16 protein-coding genes are annotated in these 23,277 nt (G+C 68.6%); 10 read left to right on the top strand and 6 right to left on the bottom strand.

Annotation, left to right across the window (positions count from 1 at the left end; translation table 11 throughout):
• Positions 1 to 27 precede the first annotated feature (27 nt).
• The 3 genes from C1704_RS10925 to parC are packed head-to-tail and all read left to right on the top strand — an operon-like array spanning position 28 to position 4,887.
• The gene (locus C1704_RS10925; protein ID WP_104302767.1) at positions 28 to 2,022 is read left to right on the top strand and encodes a DNA topoisomerase IV subunit B; all 1,995 of its coding nucleotides are present in this window, start codon (positions 28 to 30) and stop codon (positions 2,020 to 2,022) included.
• 10 nt (positions 2,023 to 2,032) lie between these two features.
• Positions 2,033 to 2,578, top strand: coding sequence for a GNAT family N-acetyltransferase (locus tag C1704_RS10920; protein ID WP_104302766.1), 546 nt, complete (start codon positions 2,033 to 2,035; stop codon positions 2,576 to 2,578).
• On the top strand, positions 2,575 to 4,887 hold the full coding sequence (gene parC, locus C1704_RS10915) for a DNA topoisomerase IV subunit A (RefSeq protein ID WP_245876452.1): 2,313 nt from the start codon (positions 2,575 to 2,577) through the stop codon (positions 4,885 to 4,887). The genes C1704_RS10920 and parC overlap by 4 nt, the downstream gene beginning before the upstream one ends.
• Here the strand turns inward: parC and C1704_RS10910 are convergent.
• The 3 genes from C1704_RS10910 to C1704_RS10900 are packed head-to-tail and all read right to left on the bottom strand — an operon-like array spanning position 4,876 to position 6,994.
• The gene (locus tag C1704_RS10910; protein ID WP_104302764.1) at positions 4,876 to 6,036 is read right to left on the bottom strand and encodes a zinc-binding metallopeptidase family protein; all 1,161 of its coding nucleotides are present in this window, start codon (positions 6,034 to 6,036) and stop codon (positions 4,876 to 4,878) included. The two genes, parC and C1704_RS10910, sit on opposite strands and share 12 nt — an antisense overlap.
• Positions 6,037 to 6,051: 15 nt before the next feature.
• Complete coding sequence (locus C1704_RS10905; protein WP_104302763.1) at positions 6,052 to 6,528, bottom strand: disulfide bond formation protein B; 477 nt, start codon at positions 6,526 to 6,528, stop codon at positions 6,052 to 6,054.
• Between the two features lie 10 nt (positions 6,529 to 6,538).
• Positions 6,539 to 6,994, bottom strand: coding sequence for a RidA family protein (locus C1704_RS10900; protein WP_104302762.1), 456 nt, complete (start codon positions 6,992 to 6,994; stop codon positions 6,539 to 6,541).
• 77 nt (positions 6,995 to 7,071) lie between these two features.
• Between C1704_RS10900 and C1704_RS10895 the strand changes: the two genes are divergently transcribed.
• From C1704_RS10895 to C1704_RS10865, 7 genes are all read left to right on the top strand, one after another.
• A complete protein-coding gene (locus C1704_RS10895) occupies positions 7,072 to 9,540 on the top strand; it encodes a ComEC/Rec2 family competence protein (protein ID WP_104302761.1) in 2,469 nt (822 codons plus the stop codon).
• A 68-nt stretch (positions 9,541 to 9,608) separates the two neighbouring features.
• Positions 9,609 to 11,045, top strand: a complete 1,437-nt coding sequence (locus tag C1704_RS10890) for a circularly permuted type 2 ATP-grasp protein (RefSeq protein WP_104302760.1) — start codon at positions 9,609 to 9,611, stop codon at positions 11,043 to 11,045.
• Positions 11,046 to 11,047: 2 nt separating this feature from the next.
• A complete protein-coding gene (locus C1704_RS10885; protein WP_104302759.1) occupies positions 11,048 to 12,007 on the top strand; it encodes an alpha-E domain-containing protein in 960 nt (319 codons plus the stop codon).
• A gap of 8 nt (positions 12,008 to 12,015) precedes the next feature.
• Complete coding sequence (locus C1704_RS10880) at positions 12,016 to 15,396, top strand: transglutaminase family protein (protein WP_104302758.1); 3,381 nt, start codon at positions 12,016 to 12,018, stop codon at positions 15,394 to 15,396.
• A 35-nt stretch (positions 15,397 to 15,431) separates the two neighbouring features.
• Entirely contained in the window at positions 15,432 to 17,879 is a 2,448-nt protein-coding gene (locus tag C1704_RS10875; RefSeq protein ID WP_104302757.1) for a circularly permuted type 2 ATP-grasp protein, read from the top strand.
• A gap of 18 nt (positions 17,880 to 17,897) precedes the next feature.
• Positions 17,898 to 18,776, top strand: coding sequence for a transglutaminase family protein (locus C1704_RS10870; protein ID WP_104302756.1), 879 nt, complete (start codon positions 17,898 to 17,900; stop codon positions 18,774 to 18,776).
• A 99-nt stretch (positions 18,777 to 18,875) separates the two neighbouring features.
• Positions 18,876 to 19,088, top strand: coding sequence for a hypothetical protein (locus C1704_RS10865; protein WP_104302755.1), 213 nt, complete (start codon positions 18,876 to 18,878; stop codon positions 19,086 to 19,088).
• On the opposite strand, the gene mltB is transcribed toward C1704_RS10865, so the two are convergent.
• The 3 genes from mltB to C1704_RS10850 are packed head-to-tail and all read right to left on the bottom strand — an operon-like array spanning position 19,075 to position 23,277.
• Positions 19,075 to 20,199 carry a lytic murein transglycosylase B gene (gene mltB, locus C1704_RS10860; RefSeq protein ID WP_104302804.1) on the bottom strand — a complete coding sequence of 375 codons (1,125 nt, stop codon included), beginning with the start codon at positions 20,197 to 20,199 and terminating at the stop codon, positions 19,075 to 19,077. The two genes, C1704_RS10865 and mltB, sit on opposite strands and share 14 nt — an antisense overlap.
• Complete coding sequence (locus tag C1704_RS10855; RefSeq protein ID WP_104302754.1) at positions 20,192 to 22,288, bottom strand: transglutaminase TgpA family protein; 2,097 nt, start codon at positions 22,286 to 22,288, stop codon at positions 20,192 to 20,194. Before C1704_RS10855 ends, mltB begins: the two co-directional genes overlap by 8 nt.
• Positions 22,285 to 23,277, bottom strand: a complete 993-nt coding sequence (locus tag C1704_RS10850; RefSeq protein ID WP_104302753.1) for a DUF58 domain-containing protein — start codon at positions 23,275 to 23,277, stop codon at positions 22,285 to 22,287. Before C1704_RS10850 ends, C1704_RS10855 begins: the two co-directional genes overlap by 4 nt.

Here is a 23,277-nt window from a genome sequence, read left to right as displayed (position 1 = left end):
GAATGCGGTCCTAGAATCGCGGGCCATATGGCTACCCGAACCAGTCCGTCTTCCTCCGCCGGCGCCGGCACCTACGGCGAAGCGTCCATCCGCGTGCTCAAGGGTCTGGAGCCCGTCAAGCAGCGCCCGGGCATGTACACGCGCACCGACAACCCGCTGCACATCATCCAGGAAGTCATCGACAACGCGGCCGACGAGGCCCTGGCCGGCTTCGGGCGGCGCATCGCGGTCACCGTGCACACCGACGGCTCGGTCAGCGTCGAGGACGACGGCCGCGGCATTCCCTTCGGGCTGCACCCGGAGGAGAAGGTGCCGGTGGTCGAGATCGTCTTCACGCGGCTGCATGCCGGCGGCAAGTTCGACAAGGGTTCGGGGGGCGCCTACAGCTTCTCCGGGGGCCTGCATGGTGTGGGCGTGAGCGTGACGAATGCGCTGTCGAAACGCCTGCAGGTGCAGGTCTGGCGCGAAGGCAAAGTGGCCAGCCTGGCCTTCAGTGGCGGCGACGTGATCGAGCCCCTGGTGCAACGCAAGGCCGAGGCGGGTGAGCGCAAGCAGGGCACCACGGTGCGGGCCTGGCCCGACGCGAAGTACTTCGAGAGTGCCGAGTTGCCCAAGCACGAGCTGGTGCACCTGCTGCGCAGCAAGGCCGTGCTGATGCCGGGGGTGACGGTCACGCTCACCTACGAAAAGAGCGGAGAGACCCAGACCTGGCTCTACAAGGGCGGCTTGCGCGACTACCTGCTGCAGACCCTGCCCTCCGACCCGGTGATCTCGCTCTTCGAGGGGGAGCATTACGCTGAAGAGGGCGAGACCGAGAACTTCGCCGAGGGCGAGGGCGCCGCCTGGTGCGTGGCTTTCACCGAAGACGGTGCGCCGATGCGCGAGAGCTATGTCAACCTGATCCCCACGGTGGCCGGGGGCACCCACGAGGCGGGCCTGAAGGACGGCCTGTTCGGTGCGGTCAAGGGCTTCATCGAACTGCACAGCCTGCTGCCCAAGGGCGTGAAGCTGATGCCTGAGGACGTGTTCTCGCGGGCGAGCTTCGTGCTCAGCGCCAAGGTGCTTGACCCGCAGTTCCAGGGCCAGACCAAGGAGCGGCTCAACAGCCGTGACGCGCTGCGCCTGGTGTCCACCTACGTGAAGCCGGCGCTGGAGCTGTGGCTGAACCAGCATGTGGACCAGGGCAGGAAGCTGGCTGAGCTGGTGATCAAGCAGGCCCAGGCCCGTCAGCGTGCCGGACAGAAGGTCGAGAAAAAGAAGGGTTCTGGCGTGGCCGTGCTGCCGGGCAAGCTCACCGACTGCGAAAGCCGCGACCTGTCGCTCAATGAAGTCTTCCTGGTGGAAGGCGACTCGGCCGGCGGCAGCGCCAAGATGGGCCGCGACAAGGAAACCCAGGCCATCCTGCCGCTGCGCGGCAAGGTGCTCAACGCCTGGGAGGTGGAGCGCGACCTGCTGTTCAAGAACAACGAGATCCACGACATCGCCGTGGCGATCGGCGTGGACCCGCACGGGCCGAACGACGAGCCCGACCTGTCGGGGCTGCGCTACGGCAAGATCTGCATCCTGTCGGATGCCGACGTGGACGGCTCGCACATCCAGGTGCTGCTGCTCACGCTCTTCTTCCGCCACTTCCCCAGGCTGATCGAGCGCGGCCACGTGTACGTGGCCAAGCCGCCGCTCTTCCGCGTGGATGCGCCGGCCCGCGGCAAAAAGCCCGCGGCCAAGCTCTACGCCCTGGACGAGGGCGAACTCACGGCCATCCTCGACAAGCTGCGCAAGGAAGGCTGCCGCGAAGGGGCCTGGACCATCAGTCGCTTCAAGGGCCTGGGCGAGATGAGCGCCGAGCAGCTGTGGGAAACCACGCTCAACCCCGACACCCGGCGTTTGCTGCGGGTGGCCTACGGCGACCTGGGCTTTGCCGACACGGAGCGCTCGATGAACAAGCTCATGGGCAAGGGCGAGGCCCAGGCGCGCCGCGACCTGATGGAACTGCACGGCGACGCCGTGGACATCGACATCTGAAGGGCCACCGATGCTCGGCAACACCCGGGTCCGCCTGCGGCCCACCCTGATCGACGACCTGGACCAGGTCGTGGCGATGGAAAACGACCCGGTCAACCGGCCCACGATCACCCCCTGGGATCGTACGCAGCACGAAGCGGCCGTGCGCATCCCCGATTTCCGTCACTTCATCGTCGAAACCGGCGAGGCACACGTGCCGGTGGGGTTCGTGATCCTGGTGGGCTGCCGGAACCGGCACCGCTCGATCGAACTCAAGCGCATGGTGATCCAGCCCAAGGGTCAGGGGCTGGGCCGGGCCTGCCTGCGCCTGCTCAAGCGCATCGCCTTCAACGAGCTGGGGGCGCACCGCTTCTGGCTGGACGTGCGTCCCCACAACACCCGTGCCAAGACGCTGTATGACACCGAGGGCTTCGTCGAGGAAGGGCGGCTGCGGGAGAGCGTGCTGACCGATCACGGCTATGAATCCCTCATCGTGATGTCGATGCTCGAAGACGAATACCGTGCCCGGGTCGAGACGGGCCAGGAGACCGCCGACGAGGGCGGTGCACAGACATGATGGATCAGACCACGATGGATTTTTCGAGCGGTGGCGAGGGCGACGACAACCTGGCCCTGGCCCGCTACGCGGAACGCGCCTACCTGGAGTACGCACTGAGCGTGGTGAAGGGCCGGGCCCTGCCCGACGTGTGCGACGGGCAGAAACCCGTGCAGCGGCGCATCCTTTATGCGATGGAGCGCATGGGCCTGAGCTTCACTGGCAGCGGTGGCGCCAAGCCCGTGAAGAGCGCCCGTGTGGTGGGCGACGTGCTGGGCCGCTACCACCCGCATGGAGACACCGCGGCCTACGACGCGCTGGTGCGCATGGCGCAGGACTTCAGCCAGCGCTATCCGCTCATCGACGGCCAGGGCAACTTCGGTTCGCGTGACGGTGACGGCGCAGCGGCCATGCGCTACACCGAGGCACGCCTGGCGCCGATCACGCGGCTGCTGCTCGACGAGATCGACGAGGGCACGGTCGATTTCATCCCCAACTACGACGGCTCGACGCAGGAGCCGCGCCAGCTGCCGGCGCGCCTGCCCTTCGTGCTGCTCAACGGTGCGAGCGGCATTGCGGTGGGCCTGGCCACCGAGATCCCCTCGCACAACCTGCGTGAAGTGGCGGCGGCTGCCGTGGCGCTGATCAGGAACGAGAAGCTCTCCGACGACGAGCTATTCGGCCTGCTGCCGGGGCCGGACTTCCCGGGGGGCGGCCAGATCATCAGCAGCGCCAGCGACATCCGCGAGGCCTATGCGGGCGGCCGCGGCAGCCTGAAGGTGCGTGCACGCTGGAAGATCGAGGACCTCGCGCGCGGGCAATGGCAACTCGTGGTGACCGAATTGCCGCCAGGTACCAGCGCACAGAAGGTGCTGGAAGAGATCGAGGAGCTGACCAACCCGAAGGTGAAGGCCGGCAAGAAGGCGCTCACCACCGAGCAGCTCCAGCTCAAGACCACGGTGCTGGCCGTGCTGGACGCCGTGCGCGACGAATCCAGCAAGGACGCACCGGTGCGCCTGGTGTTCGAGCCCAAGACCAGCCGCATCGAGCAGCAGGAGCTGATCACCACGCTGCTGGCGCACACCAGCCTGGAAAGCTCGGTACCGGTCAACCTGACGATGGTGGGCAGCGATGGCCGGCCTACGCAGAAGTCCTTGCGCCAGGTGCTGACCGAGTGGATCGGATTCCGCCTGGCGACGGTGGAGCGCCGCACCCGCCATCGCCTCAACAAGGTGCTCGACCGCATCCATGTGCTGGAAGGCCGGCAACTGGTGCTGCTGAACATCGACGAGGTGATCCGCATCATCCGCAACGCCGATGAGCCCAAGCCGGCGCTGATCGAGCGCTTTCGCCTCAGTGAGCGCCAGGCCGAGGACATCCTCGAGATCCGGTTGCGCCAGCTGGCGCGCCTGGAAGCACTCAAGATCGAACAGGAACTGAAGGAGCTGCGCGGCGAGCAGGCCAAGCTCGAAGACATCCTCGGCAGCCCGGCCGCGCTCAGGCGCACGGTGGTCAAGGAGATCGAGGCCGATGCCAAGCAGTACGGTGACGAACGTCGTACCCTGATCCAGGAAGAGAAGAAGGCGGTGGCCGAGGTCAAGGTGATCGACGAGCCGGTCACCGTGGTGGTGAGCCAGAAGGGCTGGGTGCGCGCCCGGCAGGGGCATGGCCATGATCCGGCGAGCTTTGCGTTCAAGGCTGGCGATGGCCTGTATGGCACCTTCGAGTGCCGCACGGTCGATACGCTGCTGGTCCTCGGCAGCAACGGCCGTGTCTATACCGTGGCGGTGAGCACGCTGCCGGGGGGCCGCGGCGATGGGCAGCCGGTGACGACGATGATCGAACTGGAAGCAGGTACCCAACTGGCCCACTATGTGGCGGGCCCGCTCGAGACCACGCTGCTGCTGGCCAGCACAGCCGGCTACGGCCTGCTCGCGCGCATCGGTGATATGGTGTCGCGCCAGAAGGGCGGCAAGAGCTTCCTGGACCTCGATGACGGTGCACGCCTGCTGCCGCCCGCACCCGTGGCGGCAGGGGCTGGCCAGGTGGCTTGCCTGTCGATGAGCGCAAGGCTGCTGGTCTTTGCGCTGGATGAACTGAAGCTGCAGCCCAAGGGTGGGCGAGGCCTCACGCTGATGGACGTGGACGCCAAGGACCCCCTGGTGTCGGTGGCTGCCTTTGCCGGGACACTCAAGGTGCTGGGCACGGGCCGCGGCGGCAAAGCCAAGGACGAGGACTATCGCGGGGCCGCGCTGGCCGAGTATGTGGGCAAGCGTGCCCGCAAAGGTAAGGCGGTGGGCTTCAAGGCCACGCGGGTGCTACCGGGCTGAGGTGGCAGATCCGGCATCGCTGATGACGAGGTGCACGAACTGCAGCTTGGCGACCGCCTCGCGCGGCAGCACGAAGGGATAGAAGTCGTGCAGGCCCATGCTGCGTGAGAGTTCGTTGAGGACGCCGGTGAGCTCCGTCCAGGCGTTCACGAAGGACAGGAAGCGTGCGGCGCCGGGGGCGTCGGGCCGGAAGAGGCTGTCCGGCCCGAAAGGTTCGTAGCTGATTTCCAGGTCGTCGGCTTCCAGCCCGAAACTCAGGGCCGTGTCCAGCGTGTCCACCATGTGCAGGTAGTGGGCCCAGGTCTCGGCCCAGTCTTCCCAGGGATGGGTGCTGGCATAGGCGCTCACGTGGTGGTGGGCCCAGTCGGGCGCGGGGCCCTCTTCGTAGTGGCGCTGAAGGGCAGCGGCGTAGTCTGATCGCTCGTCGCCGAACAGCTCGCGGAAGTCCTCCAGCCAGGCCGTGCCGGCGACCAGACGGTCCCAGTAGTAGTGGCCCACCTCGTGCCGGAAATGACCCAGCAGCGTGCGGTAGGGCTCTCGCAGGGCCGTGCGCACGCGCTCGCGGTAGGCGTCGTCGGCCTCTTCAACGTTCAGCGTGATGATGCCCTGGGCATGGCCGGTCAGCACCGGGGGGCCGTCGGGTGCCGCACGCAGGAAGTCGAACGCCAGGCCATGGTCCGGGTCTTCGCTCACTCGAGAGCGCACCGGCAGCCGCAGGGCCACCAGCGAGGACACCAGTCGCCGCTTGGCCACTTCGATGCGTTGCCAGAGCTGGGCGTTGTCTTCGCGGTCCAGGTCGGGGATGGTGCGGTTCAGCCGGCAGGCCACGCACAGTGGCGCCGGGTCCTCGGCCGCCACCAGCCAGTTGCAGCCGGCCGCGAGATGGAAATTGGCGCAGCGACGAAAGCGTCCAGGGGCGCCGGTGGCAGTCTCCCAGAGGGTGTCGTCACCCGGGACCGCACGCAGCGGCACGACCAGGGCGCGTTGAGGTTCGTAGCCCAGCGGGGTGTGACAGGCCAGGCACTCGCTGTTGCGGAAGAAGACAGGCCGCTCGCACACGCAACGATACGCGCGATGGGCCGTGGGGCGGCGCCGGGGCCTCCAGGCCTCGCCCAGCTGAGTGGACAGGAGGTCGAAGAGGCTCGCCATCGCCTGTCCCTCCACTCAGCGTGCGCGCAGCCCCAGAACCAGCACGCCACCCACGATCACGAAGAGCAGGCCGCTCCAGGCCTCGTAGGGCAGGCCCAGCAGGTCCACCGCGGCGTCCATGCACGAGGCCGAAATGCGGAAGAGGAAGGGTACGGCACTTTCCAGGCCGAGGGCACTGATGATGCGGTCGGCCAGCGTGAGATTGCAGGAGAACTCCTGTGCGGCCACGCGGTTCTGGTAGATCGCCGCCGCCACGCCCGAGGCGGCGAGCGTCAGTCCGAGGGCGCTCAGACCCAGCTTGAGAGGGCGGCCCGGCAGCACCAGGGCCACCAGCGCGAGGAGCGCGATCGTCAGGAAGATGACACGCTGCAGGATGCACCAGGGGCAAGGCAGCATGTCGAAGACGTACTGCGAGACCAGGGCGGCGGCCACACCGCCCAGGCACAGCACGATGACGCCGACGAGGGCGCCGTTCAGGCTCAGTCGTTTCAAGACCCTGCCCTCATTCCACTTCGGCGATCAGCTCGATCTCGACGCAGGAACCCATGGGGATCTGGGCCACGCCGAAGGCACTGCGCGCATGGGCGCCCTTGTCGCCAAAGACCTGGCTGAAGAGCTCGGAGGCGCCGTTGGTCACCAGGTGCTGTTCGGTGAAGGTGGGGGCGCTGTTGACCAGGCTCATCAGCTTGACGATGCGCTTGACCTTGTTCAGATCGCCCACGGCGGCCTGCAGGGTGCCCATCAGGTCGATGGCGATCGCACGGGCGGCGGCCTTGCCTTCTTCGGTGCCGATCTCCTTGCCGAGCTGGCCCACCCAGGGCTTGCCGTCCTTGCGGGCGATATGGCCGGAGACGAACACCAGGTTGCCGGTGCGCACGAAGGGCACATAGGCGGCCGCCGGCGTGGCCACGGGGGGCAGTTCGATGTGAAGGGCTTTGAGCTGGTTGTAAACAGACATGTCAGGGGCTCCAGGAAGCGAATCGCCAATCCTACACTTCGCGCACAAGACGACGGCTGTTCAGGGAAGGGAGCCGCATGCGCAAGGTGGAAGGCCAGGGGCTGGGCTGGGCCCTGGGTGGGTATCTGGCGGGCACGCTGTGGCAGTTGCAGCAGGCGGCCGTGTGGCCCTGGGCGTGGAGTCTGGGGCTGGCGCTGCTGTCCGGGGCCGGGCTGGCGGCCTGGGCGTGGCAGCGGGGGCGGGCAGAGGCGTCGAGCTGGGTGAGCCGGCTGGTGTGGGCCTTGCTCGCCGCATGCCTGGCCGCCGCGGTGGCCGATCTCCGGGCGCACGGACGTCTGGGCGACCGTCTGTCCCTGGAGCTCGAAGGCCAGGACCTGGAACTCGTCGGTGTGATCGCCAGCCTGCCTCAGTGGCGCGAAGGCAGCGCGCGCTTTCGCTTCGACGTGGAGTCCGCCCGCCCGGCCTTTGCGGGCGAAGATGAGCAAGCGCAGCCGCCAGCGCTGGCCGGGGTGCCGTCACGCGTGCTGCTCACCTGGGGCGGGGGCTTTGCCAATGGCGCCTGGCAGCGCCGTCCTCCCGAGGACCTGCAGGCCGGCCAGCGCTGGCGATTCGTCGTGAGGCTGCGTCAGCCGCATGGCAGCTTCAACCCGCACGGCTTCGACGTGGAGTTGTGGCTGTTCGAGAACGGCCTGGGCGCCACGGGCTCGGTGCGCTCCCTGCGCAGCCAACGCCATGAATGGCTGGGCATGGCACCGGGCTATCCGGTGCAGCGCGCCCGCCAGGCCGTGGCCGATGCCATCCGCGCGCGCGTGCCCGATGGGCGCAGTGCTGGCGTGCTGGCAGCGCTGGTGGTGGGCGAGCAGTCGGCCATCGAGCGGGCCGACTGGGACCTGTTCCGCGTCACGGGCGTCTCGCACCTGATGGCCATCAGCGGGTTGCACGTGACGATGTTCGCGTGGCTGGCTGCCGGCGTGTTGCGCCGCGTCTGGCGCAGCCGTCACGGCTGGATGCTCGCCCTGCCCGCCCCGGTGGCCGCGCGCTGGGGTGGTCTGGTGCTGGCGCTGGGCTATGCCGTGTTCTCGGGCTGGGGGGTGCCGGCCCAGCGCACGGTCTGGATGCTGGCCACCGTGGCGGTCCTGGCCCAGAGCGGCCGGCGCTGGCCCTGGGGGCTGATGCTCATGTGCACGGCCACCGTCGTGGCGGCCGTCGATCCCTGGGCGTTGCTGGCCCCAGGGTTCTGGCTCTCCTTCGTGGCGGTGGCCTTGCTGATGGCGTCCGGCGACGGGGCCTGGGTTCAGGCCACGGTCTCGACCGATCCGGGCCGCTGGAGCCGCTGGACCGCATGGCTGCGGCAATCGGTGGGTGCAGGCTTGCGCACCCAGGCGATCGCCACGGTGGGCCTGGCACCGCTCACGCTGATCTTTTTTCAGCAGGTGTCGGTGGTGGGGTTCGTGTCCAATCTGGTGGCCATTCCGGTGGTCACCCTGGTCGTCACACCCCTGGCCATGCTGGGCGTGGTGGCCGCACCATGCTGGGACCTGGCTGCCATGGCCGTGAGCGGGCTCAGCGCCTGGCTGGGCTGGCTTGCGCAATGGCCGCTGGCCGAGTGGCTGACGGCGGCCGCACCCGGCTGGGCGATGGGCGCGGGGGTCGTGGGGGCCGTGCTGGCGGTGCTCCCTGGCCCCCGCGGGCCTCGGGCCCTGGCCCTGCTGCTGGTGCTGCCCTTGCTGTGGCCGCCCGTGTCGCGGCCTGTGGCAGGAACTTTCGAGGTGATCGCACTGGACGTGGGGCAGGGTACGGCCGTGCTTGTTCGCACCGCCCGCCATACGCTGGTGTATGACACCGGCCCCGTGTATTCGGCCGACAGCGATGCCGGCCAGCGTGTGCTGATCCCCGTGTTGCAGGCGCTCGGGGAACGCCGGATCGACCTGTTGATGCTGTCTCACCGGGACATCGACCACGTGGGAGGGGCCCGGGCCATGCTGGCGCGCCACCCCGGCATCGCCGTGTCGAGTTCGCTCGAGGAAGGGCATGAACTGCTGCAGCACATGGCCCGGCACGAGCCCTGCCGGGCCGGCCAGGCTTGGCAGTGGGACGGGGTGCTTTTCGAGGTCTTGCACCCTGGGGCGGAGGATCAGGCCCCGCCACTCAAGCCCAATCAGGTGTCCTGCGTGTTGCGCGTGAGCGGCGGCGGGCACAGCGCCTTGCTGAGCGGCGACATCGAGCATGGTGAGGAGGCCCGGCTGGTTGCTCGATGGGGTGCGGCTCTGGCGTCTGACCTCCTGATCGCCCCCCATCACGGCAGCAGGACCTCCAGCACCTCAGCCTTTCTGGAGGCCGTTCGACCTCGCGTGGCGGTCTTCCAGGTGGCCTACCGCAGCCGATTCGGCCATCCGGCGCGCGAGGTGTGGGAGCGCTATGGCGAACGGGGCATCGAGCGCATCGCAACGCCGAACTGCGGCGCCTACCGATGGTCGCAGGGGCAAGGGCGCTGCGAGCGTGACCTGCGGCCGCGTTACTGGCACCATGGGCGCAGGGCGTCCTGACCGGATTGGCCGTGTTATCAGGAGTCGGGCCCGCTTCTTGCTTGACCGCCCTTGGAGATGAGCAGCCCATGAGACCCAGCTTCGACGAGATGCAGGCCACGAGCACCACGGTGCGTGACCACTACAAAACCTACGATCGCTGGTTGGCCCGCCAGCCGCGCGACCTGATGCGGTCGCGGCGCGAGGAGGCGGAAATGATCTTCCGCCGCGTGGGCATCACTTTCGCCGTCTATGGGGCCAAAGACGAGGATGGTGCCGGCACCGAGCGCCTCATCCCCTTCGACCTGATCCCGCGCATCATCCCGGCTCAGGAATGGCGCGAGATGGAGAAGGGCCTCGCCCAGCGCGTCACGGCGCTCAACCGCTTCATCCACGATGTCTATCACGACCAGGAAATCATCAAGGCGGGCATCGTGCCGGCCGAACAGATCTTCCAGAACGCCCAGTTCCGCCCCGAGATGCTGGGCGTGGACGTGCCCTCGGGCGTGTATGCGCACATTGCCGGGGTGGACATCGTGCGGGCGGCCAACCCGGACGGCAGTGGCAGCTACTACGTGCTCGAGGACAACCTGCGCGTGCCCAGTGGCGTGAGCTACATGCTGGAGAACCGCAAGATGATGATGCGGCTGTTCCCCGATCTTTTCAGCGAGCACGCGGTGGCACCGGTGGCCCATTATCCCGACCTGCTGCTCGACTCCCTGCGGGCCGTGGCGCCGGCCGGCGTGAACGAACCCACGGTGGTCGTGCTGACGCCGGGGATGTACAACTCCGCCTATTTCGAGCACGCCTTCCTGGCGCAGCAGATGGGTGTGGAACTCGTGGAGGGACAGGACCTCTTCGTCAAGGAAAACTTCATCTACATGCGCACCACCCGTGGCCCCAGGCGGGTGGACGTGATCTACCGGCGTGTGGACGACGACTTCCTCGACCCGCTGGCCTTCCGATCCGACTCGGCGCTGGGCTGTGCCGGTCTGCTGGGCGTGTACCGTGCCGGCAACGTCACGCTGGCCAACGCCATCGGCACCGGCATTGCCGATGACAAGTCGATCTACCCCTATGTGCCGAAGATGGTGGAGTTCTATCTGGGCGAGAAGCCGCTGCTGAACAACGTACCCACCTACCAGTGCCGCGAGGCCAGCGACCTGAAGTACGTGCTCGACCACCTCACCGACCTGGTGGTGAAGGAGGTGCATGGCGCCGGCGGCTACGGCATGCTGGTGGGACCGGCCGCGACGAAGGCCGAGATCGAGGCCTTCCGCGCGCAACTTCTGGCCCATCCGGCCGGCTACATCGCTCAGCCCACGCTCAGCCTGTCCACCTGCCCGACCTTCGTGGACAGCGGCATCGCCCCGCGCCACATCGACCTGCGACCCTTCGTGCTGAGCGGCAAGACCGTGCAGATGGTGCCGGGCGGGCTCACCAGGGTGGCGCTGAAGGAAGGCTCGCTGGTGGTCAACTCCTCGCAGGGCGGGGGCACCAAGGACACCTGGGTACTGGAGGCCTGATCATGCTTTCGAGAACGGCAGACCACCTCTTCTGGATGGCCCGCTACATGGAGCGGGCCGAGAACACCGCGCGCATGCTCGACGTGAACTACCAGACCCTGCTGATGCCGCGTGCGGCGGCCTCGGCCGAGCAGCTCTGGCGCGGCCTGCTCAGCATCTCGGAGCTGGCCGGCGACTATGCTGATCGCTACGGCGCGATCGCTTCGCGCAAGGTGATGGACTACATGGTGCGTGATGAGCGCAACCCGTCGAGCATCTACTCCTGCCTGCGCGCCGCGCGTGAGAACGCACGCGCGGTGCGGGGGGCGCTCACCACCGAGGTGTGGGAAACGCAGAACCAGACCTGGCTGGAGTTCAAGCGGCTCATCGGCGATGGCAGCTTCCAGCGCGACCCGGGCGAGTTCTTCGAGTGGGTCAAGTTCCGGTCACACCTCTCGCGCGGGGTGACGCTGGGCACCATGCTGCAGGACGAGGCCTTCCACTTCCTGCGCCTGGGGACCTTCCTCGAACGCGCCGACAACACGGCCCGCTTGCTCGACGTGAAGTTCCAGGGCATGGGCGGCGACTTCTTCGGCAGCCAGGCCGCGAAGGAGCAGGAGTACGACTTCTATCACTGGTCGGCCATCCTGCGATCGGTCTCGGGCTTCGAGGTGTACCGCAAGGTCTATCGCAACGTGATCCGGCCGGAGAAGGTGGCCGAACTGCTGATTCTGCGCCCGGACATGCCGCGTTCACTGGCAGCCTGCGTGGGTGAGGTGGTGTCCAACCTGTCTCACGTGGCCAATGAGCAATCGGCTGAGACGCAGCGTCGCGCGGGCCGTCTTCAGGCCGACCTTCAGTACGCCCGCATCGATGAGATCCTGTCCACCGGACTGCACGCCTACCTCACGCAGTTCCTTGACCGCATCGGTGACCTGGGCCGGGGCATCAGCCGCGACTTCCTCGTTCCCGTGACGCATTGAGTCGGACCATGTCCATCCACGTTGCACTGAACCACGTCACCCACTATCGCTACGACCGGCCGGTGCAACTGGGGCCCCAGGTCGTGCGCTTGCGGCCGGCGCCACACGCACGCACGCGCATCCTGAGCTATTCGATGCAGGTCACGCCGGCCCAGCATTTCATCAACTGGCAACAGGACCCACAGTCGAACTACCTGGCACGCCTGGTCTTTCCAGAGAAGACGACCGAGTTCCGCATCGAAGTGGACCTGGTCGCCGAGATGGCGGTGCTCAACCCTTTCGACTTCTTTCTGGAGCCGCACGCCGAGAAGTTTCCATTCGCGTATGACGACGCCCAGCAGCGCGAGCTGGCGCCCTACCTCGTCGAGCTGCCCGCCACACCCGCCTTCGAGCGTTACCTGGCCGCCATCCCGCCCGAGCCGAAGGCCACGATCGACTTCCTGGTGGAACTGAATCAGCGCGTACAACGCGACGTGAGCTACCTCATTCGCCTTGAGCCCGGCGTGCAGACGCCCGAGGAGACGCTGACCTTGGGCTCCGGCTCCTGCCGCGACTCGGCCTGGCTGCTGGTGCAGCTGCTGCGCCACCTGGGCCTGGCAGCGCGCTTCGTGTCGGGCTACCTCATCCAGCTGGTGCCCGACGTGAAGTCGCTCGATGGCCCATCGGGCCCCGAGGCCGATTTCACCGACCTCCACGCCTGGTGCGAGGTCTTTCTGCCCGGGGCTGGCTGGATCGGGCTCGATCCGACCTCGGGCCTGCTGGCCGGCGAAGGCCACATCCCGCTGGCCTGCTCGCCAGAGCCCTCATCGGCGGCGCCGGTGACCGGGCTGATGGACAAGGCAGAGGTCGAGTTCGCACACCACATGAAGGTCGAGCGGGTGTGGGAAGCCCCGCGCGTGACCAAGCCCTACACCGACGAGCAATGGGCGCGCATCGAGGCCTTGGGCCACGAGGTCGACGAGACGCTGCGGCGCGGCGACGTGCGCCTCACCCAGGGTGGCGAGCCGACCTTCGTCTCGGTGGACGACCGCGATGGCGCGGAATGGAACACCGATGCCCTGGGCCCCACCAAGCGACGACTGGCCGCTGACTTGCTTGCACGCCTGAAGGCGCGTTACGGCGACGGTGGACTCTTGCACTACGGGCAGGGCAAGTGGTATCCGGGCGAGCAGCTGCCGCGCTGGTCGCTCAACCTTTTCTGGCGCAAGGACGGAGAGCCCATCTGGTCCGACCCTTCGCTCCTGGCTGACGAGAAAGCTGACCACGGCGTGCACGAGGCCCATGCCCGGCGCTTTCTCGAAGGGGTGGCCGAACGCCTGGCGGTGGGCAGCGGCAACATCTTTGCGGCTTACGAAGACACTTGGTACTACCTCTGGCGCGAGCGGCGGCTGCCCGTCAACGTCGATCCCTTCGATGCCCGCCTGGACGATCCGCTCGAACGCGACCGCTTGCGCCGCGTCTTCGAGCAGGGCCTGTCGGCGGTGGTGGGGCATGTGCTGCCGCTGCAGCGCTTGCCGCGCGGCCGACAGCGCTGGGGCAGCGGTCCGTGGTTCCTGCGGGCCGAACGCTGCTACCTCGTGCCGGGCGACTCCCCCATGGGTTATCGCTTGCCGCTCGATTCACAACCCTGGGTGGCCAAATCAGACTATCCCTATCAGTACGACCGCGACCTGACCGAGGAGTTGGCACCGCTGCCTGCCTATCAGCGCATTCAGGCGCAGTTGCCTGGCATGGCCGGGGTGGCCCAGGCCCAGCGGTTGAAAGCGGCCGCCGCGCGGGCGGAGGCGGCTTGCGAAGGTCAGGGGAGGGAAGGCGATGCCCTCGCGGCCGACCAGCGCCCTCGGGCCTTCGAGTCGGCCGTGTCGATCACCCGCACGGCCCTGTGCGCCCAGCCGCGCGAGGGGAGGCTCTACCTCTTCATGCCGCCGCTCAGCCACCTGGAGGACTACCTCGAGTTGGTGGCAGCCATCGAGGCCACGGCGGCCGAGATGCGCCTGCCGGTGGTGCTCGAAGGCTACGAGCCGCCGCGCGACCCGCGCCTGCAGACCCTGCGCGTGACGCCCGACCCCGGGGTGATCGAAGTCAACATTCACCCGGCGTCGAGTTGGGGCGAGCTGGTCGACCAGACCAGCTTCCTGTACGACGCGGCGTTCCAGGCCCGCCTGTCGACCGAGAAGTTCATGGTCGATGGCCGCCATACTGGCACCGGTGGCGGCAACCACTTCGTGCTGGGGGGCGCCACGCCGGCCGATTCGCCCTTCCTGCGCCGGCCGGATTTGCTCGCCAGCATGGTGGCCTACTGGCACAACCACCCTTCGCTGTCCTACCTGTTCTCGGGCCTGTTCATCGGGCCGACCAGCCAGGCACCGCGGGTGGACGAGGCTCGCAACGATTCGGTCTACGAGATCGAGATCGCGCTGGCCGAACTGCAGCGCCAGGCGCAGAGCAACCATTGCCCGCCGTGGCTCATCGACCGGCTCATGCGCAACCTGCTCATCGACGTCACTGGCAACACCCACCGGGCGGAGTTCTGCATCGACAAGATGTATTCGCCGGACGGACCGGCCGGCCGTCTGGGCCTGCTGGAGATGCGTGCCTTCGAAATGCCGCCGCATGCGCGCATGAGCCTGACACAGCAGCTGCTGATGCGCGCGCTGATCGCCCGCTTCTGGCAGCACCCCTACCGGCCCGAGCGGCTCAAGCGCTGGGGCACCGAGTTGCACGACCGCTTCATGCTGCCGCATTTCGTGTGGGAGGATCTGCGCGACGTCATCGAGGAGTTGCGCGACTTCGGCTTTCCGCTGGAGCTGGACTGGTTTGCCCCCCACTTCGAGTTCCGGTTCCCGCACCTGGGCGACTTCGCTGCGCGAGGCGTGGCTGTGGAGCTGCGCCTGGCACTCGAGCCCTGGCACGTGATGGGCGAGGAGGGGGCCGTTGGCGGAACGGTCCGATACGTCGATTCGTCGGTCGAGCGTTTGCAGCTGCATGTCACCGGCCTGGTGGATGACCGCCATGTGCTCACATGCAACGGGCGGGTGGTGCCTTTGCAGCCCACCGGCCGGGTGGGCGAATTCGTCGCCGGCGTGCGCTACCGTGCCTGGCAACCCCCGTCGGCTCTGCATCCCACGATCGGTGTGCATGCCCCGCTGGTCTTCGATCTGGTCGATACCTGGATGCAGCGCTCGATGGGTGGGTGCCAGTACCACGTGACCCACCCAGGGGGACGCAGCTATGCCACCTTTCCCGTCAATGCCTACGAGGCCGAGGCCCGGCGGCTCGCGCGCTTCTTCCGCATGGGCCACAGCCCGGGCCCGGTGCGCGTGAAGCGCGAGCCTCGCAACCCCGACTTTCCTTTCACGCTGGACCTGCGGCGCCCGGGTGGAGCCTGATGCGGCCCCAGGCGGGGCAATGGCAGACTGCACCCATGTCTGACGATCTTCTCGACGGCTACCGCAGTCTGAGCGACCGCTTTGACGAGCTGCGCGAGGCCGACGGCACGGTCCGCTCGCACTGGCGCCCCTTCCTCGACGATCTGCGCGCGAGTGCGCCTGCCCAGCTGGCCGAGCGCATGGCGATGGTCGAACGCGAGATCCGGGAACATGGCATCACCTACAACGTGTATGCCGACCCTCAGGGCGCCGACCGACCCTGGGTGGTCGACCCCATCCCCTTGCTCCTCGACGAGGCCGACTGGGAGATGATCGAAGCTGGTGTGGCCCAGCGTGCGCGGCTGTTCAACCTCATTCTGAAGGACCTGTACGGCCCGCAGCAGCTGCTGCGCGAAGGGCTGGTCCCACCGGCCCTGGTGTACGGCCACCGTGGCTACCTTCACCCGGCGCGCGACATCCGCCCGCCCGGCGGCATCCACCTCTTCCAGTATGCGGCCGACCTCGCCCGCTCACCGGATGGACGATGGTGGGTCTTCTCCGACCGGACCCAGGCGCCGTCGGGCATGGGCTATGCGCTGGAGAACAGGCTCATGGTCTCGCGGATGTTTCCCGAGGCCTTTGCGCGGCTGAGGGTGCAGCATCACGCTGCCTTCTTTGCCACGTGGCGGGAATCGCTGGCACACCTTGCACCACGCGGTGACGGGCCCCAGCTCATCGTGCTGCTCACCCCGGGGCCCTACAACGAAACCTATTTCGAGCATGCCCTGCTGGCCCGCTACCTGGGCTTCGTGCTGGTGGAGGGGAGCGACCTGACGGTGCGCCAGGGCAAGGTCTGGCTCAAGACCGTGGACGGGCTGCGCCGCGTGCATGCCATCGTGCGGCGCCAGGACGACGACTACTGCGACCCGCTGGAGCTTCGCGCAGATTCCGCCCTGGGGGTGCCGGGTCTTGCCGAATGCGCGCGCCGGGGCAGCGTGCTCCTTGCCAACGGCCTCGGTGCGGGGGTGCTCGAATCCGGTGCTCTGATGGGCTACCTTCCGGCACTGTGTGAACGGCTGCTGGGTGAGCCTTTGCGGCTCCCGTCCGTCGCCACCTGGTGGCTGGGCGAGCCCGCTGCCCTGGACGATGCCTGGGCCCGCCTGGATGAGCTGGTCATCAAACCGGCCGATCGCAGCCTGACCCTGCAGCCCGTTCACGGGCGCAGCCTCGGGGAAGCCGAACGCGCAGCCTTGCGCGCGCAGATCGAATTGCAGCCGCACCGCTATGTCGCCCAGGAGTGGGTGAGGCTGTCGCAGGCCCCGGTGCTGGACCGTCATCGCCCCCTCCATCTGGCGGCGCGTGCCGTGGGCTTGCGAGCGTTCGCGGTGGCCACCCCGGATGGCCATGCGGTGATGCCCGGCGGGCTCGTGCGCGTGGGCGGGCCTGGCGATACGGAGGCCATCTCCATGCAGCGCGGTGGCGGATCGAAGGATGCCTGGGTGCTCTGCGAGGAGCCCGTGAACTCCGCCTTTTCCCTGCTGCGCACGACGGTCACGCCCGACGATCTCGCGCGCTCGAGAGGCCACCTGTCCTCGCGCGCGGCGGAGAACCTGTTCTGGTTTGGCCGCTACGGCGAGCGCAGCGACTGCACCGCCCGCCTGCTGCGCGTGGCGCTGACGCGCAGCGTCAGCGAGGCAGCCGAACAGGAGGAGGGGGCAGCCGCGGCCTGGGCGCTGGCGCGCGCGTGGGGTCTGCTGGACGACACATCCGACGCCGTGCCGGCGCTGCTGCGCGCCGCCACCAGCCCGGACCAGGGGCTGGGTGCCGTGCTGACCCAACTGGCTCGCGCGGGATTTCACCTGCGGGACCGCCTGTCACTGGATCATTGGCGTGTCCTGCAGCAGCTGGCTCACGACGAGGTGTTCCAGAAGCAGGCCACGCTGCCCGCGACGTTGAACTGGCTGGACCGTGCCGTGATCGGGTTGATGACGCTGTCGGGTTTTGCGCTGGACGGCATGTCACGCGGCACGGACTGGCGCTTCCTGTCGATCGGGCGGCGCATCGAGCGTCTGTGCTTTCTCACGCAGGCTCTGGAGGCGGCCCTGAGCGCAGGGCCCGACAGCGGCCTGGATTGGCTCCTGGAGCTGTGCGACTCCAGCGTCACCTACCGTTCCCGCTTCCTCGTGGCCCCGGAATGGCTGCCTGTGCTGGACTTGCTCTTGCGCGACGACAGCAACCCACGCTCGGTCGGATTCCAGGTGCGCGGGCTGGTGGACTTTGTGCAGCGGCTGGAGACGCAGCACGGCGCCTTTGCTCACCACGGGCTGGTGCGCTGCGCCGACCAACTGACGCGGCTCGCACCGACGGACCTGCACCCGGACAACCCGGCGCTCGGCCCGTTGCTGATCGGCCTGCGAGACAGCGCCTGCCGGCTGTCCGACGACATCACCCACCGCTTTTTCACCCACGCCCTGCCGCGCAGCCTGCTGCACATGGCGGCGTGAGCCGGCCTGATCATCGCCATGCCCCGTTACCGCATCGAACACGAGACCCGCTACGACTACGGCGCGGCCGTGTCGGATTCCTGGCAGATGGCCCACCTGACACCCCGTGAGCTCGCGTGGCAGCACCTGGTGTGGCACCGGCTGCTGGTGGACCCGGTGCCGGACGAGGTCGAAACCCGTCAGGACAGCTTCGGCAATACCGTGACCCGTTTTGCCTTGCACCGGCCGCATCCGGCTTTGAGGGTGCACATGGTCTGCGAGGTGGAGCTGGGTCCGCGCCCCGTCGCCGGGCCCTCGGGGGCACCTGGCTGGGAGGCCGTGCGAGACACCCTGCTGCCGCCGCACCCGCCTCCCGGGCTGCTGCCGGCCCAGGCGCGCGAGGCCTCCTCCCTGCTGCCCTGGTCGGCGGCGGCCCTGGACTATGCGCGCCGCAGCTTCCCGCCAGGGCGCAACTGGTTCGAGGCCGTGCACGACCTGATGGAGAGGATTCACGCCGACTTTCGCTTCGAAAATGGCGTCACCACCGTCAGCACGCCCGTGGAAACGGTGCTCGATCGTCGCGCTGGGGTCTGCCAGGATTTCGCCCACCTGATGATTGCCGGACTGCGAGCCCTGGGCTTGCCGGCGCTGTACATGTCCGGCTACCTGCTGACCCGGCCGCCACCTGGCCAGCCGAGACTGATGGGCGTGGATGCCAGTCACGCCTGGGTGGCGGCCTGGGCGCCCGGGCTCGGCTGGGTGGAGTTCGACCCCACCAACAACGCCCTGGCAGACGAACGCTTCGTGCTGCTGGGCTGGGGGGGGGACTTCGGTGACGTGGCTCCCTTGCGCGGCGTCATCCTGGGTGGGGGGGAACAGCGACTGAGCGTGGAAGTGAGCGTGTGCCCTCAGCCGTGAACTCTCTCACGCCTGGGGACATCTCCCACGTGAATGCGGGGTGGCCGGTCGGCCGGCGCCAGCGCATCATGAGGACCAGATCAGCAGTCGAGGTCGCCCATGTTTTCCTTTGCCAGCAAGTTGACGCACAAGCCGGGGTCACGCCAACCTGAAGCCATGCGCGCGGCAGCCCCGATGGAAAGCAGTCCGGCCGACGCGGCGGGGAAAGCCACCGAGAAGGTCTGGTGGATGGATTCCGCGCATGAGCTGGAGCAGGGGCTGGAAGTCACTGAGATGACCGACCTGCCCGAGGATCTCTTCAAGGGCGCCTGACCGAGAGCGAGGCAGTGCTGGGCGCACCCACGGCGCGGGCCACCGCCGCCCCCAGGTCGATGACCGCCATCGCGTAGTAGCTCGACCAGTTGTAGCGGGTGATCGTGTAGAAGTTCGAGGTGCCGGCCACGTAGCTGGGCGCGGCCTCGCCGTTCTGCAACTCCACCAGGGCCAGCAGGCCTGCGTGCGACTGCGCAGCTTCGGGGAGCCAGGCCTGCCGCGCGACGAACTCCTGGGCGGTGAAGCTGGGCACGATGTCGGGTCCGAGCAAGGTGGCGCGATCAGAAGTGTCCACCGGCGGCCGAACGTCGAAATGCGTCGGCAGCCCCCGCGTCCATCCGAACTCGGCGAGATAGTGGGCCACGCTGCCGATCACGTCGGCCGCGCTGGCGTGCAGGTCCACGTGACCGTCGCCATCGAAATCCACCGCATAACGGTTCCAGCTGCTGGGCATGAACTGCGGCATGCCCATGGCGCCGGCATAGGAGCCCCGCAGCGAGGTCGGGTCGAGGCCTTCGCTGTGAGCCAGCACGAACAGCTGACCCAGCTCCTCGCGGAAGAAGGCACTGCGGTCGCGCCGCCCGGGCGGGAAATCCAGGCTCAGCGTGGCCAGCGCGTCGATCACGCGGAAGCTGCCCATGTTGCGGCCGTACAGGGTCTCGACACCGATGATGCCGACGACGATATCCGGCGGCACGCCATAGACTTCCTCGGCGCGACGCAGCGAACGCTCGTTGGCACGCCAGAAGTCGGCGCCCCAGCCGATGCGGCGAGGCTCGACGAAACGGGCGCGGTAGGCCGCCCAGTCCTTCGCGGTGCCGGCGGCAGGCGGCATGATGAGCCGCTGCACCGCTGCCAGCTGGCGGGCATTGGCCAGATGACCCCGCACCCAGGCGGCATCGAGGCCGTGGCGCTGTGCGATCTCGTCCGCCAGTGCCATGGCGTCGGCACGGCCGGCGTAGGTCGGAGCTGCCGTGTCGGCCGCGGCGCGCTTGGACGGCGGGGAGCCCTGCGCCCATGTTGAAGGCAGGCTGGCCAGTGCCGCGCTCACCACGAGGGCCAGCACGCCGTGAGGCCAGCGGGTGCGCAGGAGGGCATCGAGGTCAGGCATGAGGCAGTCGGGCGGCATGTTGCCGAAGCTGGTGCACGAGGCGTCGCAATTCGGTACGGCTCAGTGTAGCCCCGCTGGCCGAGGTCGACGATCCAGGGGGGCCATACCGCAGGGTTTCCATGGCGAGCAGGGTGGACTCGGCGTCGCGGGCGGCGTCTCCCCACCGTGCGCGGGCTTGTACGGCCAGTGTGCGAGGGGCCGTGGCCTCGTCGCTGGGCAGGCCGGCGCGTCCCATCACCTGGCGCATGCGCCTGTAGGCGGCCATCCAGGGGTCCACATGGCGGCGTTCCCACCAGGCCCACGCGGCCCCCAGGGCGCTGGCGGCGACCACCAGGCCCAGCAGCGCCAGCACGAGGTCCTGCCAGGAGGGCGAACGCACACCCAGCTGGCGCAGCAGGTCCAGCTGGCGGCCGGCCGAGTAGTTGAGCACCCATTGATTCCAGGCGGTGTTCAGGGCTTGCCACTGATGGCGCAGTTGCGCGAGCAGGTTCGGCGTGAGGGTGCCCAGGGCCGTGGCCATCATCCCCGGTGCAGGGCGCAGGTTGAGATGCTGCACGATGCGCTCGGGCGCCACGGCCGACGTGGGGTCCACCCGCACCCAGCCGCGCCCGGCCTGCCAGTACTCCACCCAGGCGTGCGCAAAGCTGTTGCGCACGAGGTAGTAGCCGTCCACGGGGTTGCGCTCGGCACCCTGGTAGCCGGTCACGATGCGCGCGGGAACGTCCAGGGCACGCAGCACCACGGTGAACGCCGCTGCATAGTGCTCGCAGAACCCCTCACGCCGGTCGAGCCAGAACTCGTCGATGGCGTGCCTCCCCTGGGCGTCTCCGTACCGTCCTGGCGCCAGGGTGTAGGTGTAGCCGCCGGTGCGGATGTGGCGCAGCAGCGCGGCGACCAGGGTATCGGCGTCGGCCTCGGCGTACTGTGGGTCGCGGCGCAGCGCGGCGGCCCAGGCCAGGGTGCGAGGGTTGTAGCCGGCGGGCAGCTCGACGTAGTGCCGCAGACCGGAGACCGCCTCGGTTGGACCATGCTCGAAGCGTGGGTAGGCCGTGGCGCGCAGCCTCAGCCGCTCATCCAGCGGGTGGATCGTGCGCCACTGCAGATCGCTGCGCAAGTCCGGCCTCAGGGTGGGTGGGATGCCGTCCAGGGGCAACTCCGGCGTCAGCTCCAGCATCGGCAGCACGGGCACCTTGGTCGGTTCGAGGGTGATTTCATAGTCCACCCCGGAGGCCCGGGTCACGCGCAACTCGGGCCGGACGAGGCCAGGCAGGAAACGTCCGGCAGCGACGGGGCGCCATTCGCGGCCGTCGAACTCGCTCAGCACCGGCCCCCGGAAGTACAGGCTCTCGGCCGGCGGTGCGGCGCCGAAAAAGCGCACGGTCATGGCGACGCTGTCGTCCAGCGCCAGTTCGGCCACCGTGCCCAGGCTCATGCGTTGCGACAGGCCGGTCCGCCCTCCCAGGTCCTCGCCGGGCACTCCCCACAGGGGCGCCATGCGCGGAAACAGCAGGAACAGCACCACCATGATGGGGGCACCCAGCAGACACATGCGGGCCGACAGTGCGGCTGCCTGGCGCAGGCTGGGCTGGCCCACGGGCATGTGGGCCAGCACCAGGGCGCTGAGCAGGCCCCACACGGCCACCACCATGGCGACGGCCACCAGCAGGGCCTGCGAGTAGAGGAAGTTCGTCAGGACGAGGAAAAAGCCCAGGAAGAAGATGACGAAGGCGTCCCGCCGCGCACGCAGCTCGAGGGTCTTCAAGGCCACGAGCACCACCAGCAAGGTCACGCCGGCCTCCTTGCCCAGCAAGGTGCCGTGCGACCAGGCGGTGGCGGCAAGGGCCAGCAGGAGCACGCCTGCGCGGGCCCAGCGGCCCGGCAGGGCGCCTCCGCTCAAGGCCAGGTGGGCTCGCCAGGCCAGCACGAGAGCGGTCAGGCCGATGCACCATGCGGGCAGGTGCCCGCTGTGCGGCAGGACGACCCAGGCGATCACGGCCAGCAGGAAGAGGGTGTCCCGGGCTTCCCGCGGGAGCGTTTGCCAGCGCGCACCCGGGGCCGGCGCGGAGCGCAGGGCGTGCGGTGTCTTCATGTCCACAAGGCGAGGTGCTGGAGGCAGGCGCGCCGATGGGCTTCGCCTGCATCCGGTGACAGTTCCACGCCAGGCAGGCGCAGGCCGTAGCGCACCTGGGCCCGGTCGGCAGCCAGCACCCAGGCACACAGACGCGACAGTCGCCGCTCCGGGTCCAGTCCGCCGGCGTCGTGCCAGTCCAGCCAGAGTTCGAGCTGGGCACTCGCGCTGCCGTCGCGACTGACCAGCTGATCCGTCTTGGCGACCTTCTTCCAGACCACGCGTTTGGGGGCATCACCACGGCGATAGGCCCGTACGCCCTCGGTCTCCAACCCTTCGCGGACCTGCCCCTTCACGGCGCCCCCCGGTTGCGCCTGCGCAGGGGGCAGTGGTGGGCAGGGCTCTTCGGGGCGCGGGTAAGCCATCACGCGGGCGGCGGGCCGCCACACGGACCAGACCCGGAAGATGCCCAGGGGGAAGCGGGTTTCGGCGCTGAGGGTCGGGACGTCGCACCATCCGCGCCGGGGGAGAGTGAAGCTCAGGTGGATGCTGGTCTGCCCGGCCGGGGGCACGTCGGTCCACACCCAGGCCGGCGGCCGTCCGAGGGTGTCATCGCGCACCCGCAGCCCGATTCCGTGGCGCCAGGTCGCACGGTCGTGCTGCAGCACCACCTCGAGCGCTGCGGCCTGCCCGGCGAACGAGGGGGGCGGCGCGCGCAGCGACAGGGTCAGGCCGCGCAGGGTGTTGTGGGTGATGTGCATGCCGACCACCGCGGCGCCGGCCAGCAAGAAGGTGAGCAGGTAGCCCAGGTTGAGCTGGTAGTTGATGGAGGCGACCAGCAGCACCAGCAGCGTGAGGGCGAACATGGCGCCTGGCCGGGTCGGCAGGATGTAGACATTGCGCTGCGTCAGCACCAGCGTGTCGCTGCGCGGGAGTCGCTCCTCCCACCATCGCTGCCAACGCTGGCGAAGGCCGACGGCCGGGCTGGGCCGGGCATGCACGGCAGCCAT

The sequence above is a fragment of the Caldimonas caldifontis genome, assembly GCF_002930615.1.
Taxonomy (GTDB): Bacteria; Pseudomonadota; Gammaproteobacteria; order Burkholderiales; family Burkholderiaceae_C; genus Caldimonas; species Caldimonas caldifontis.
Note: the sequence above shows the minus strand (reverse complement) of the source record. Positions and strands in the feature narration are given on the sequence as shown.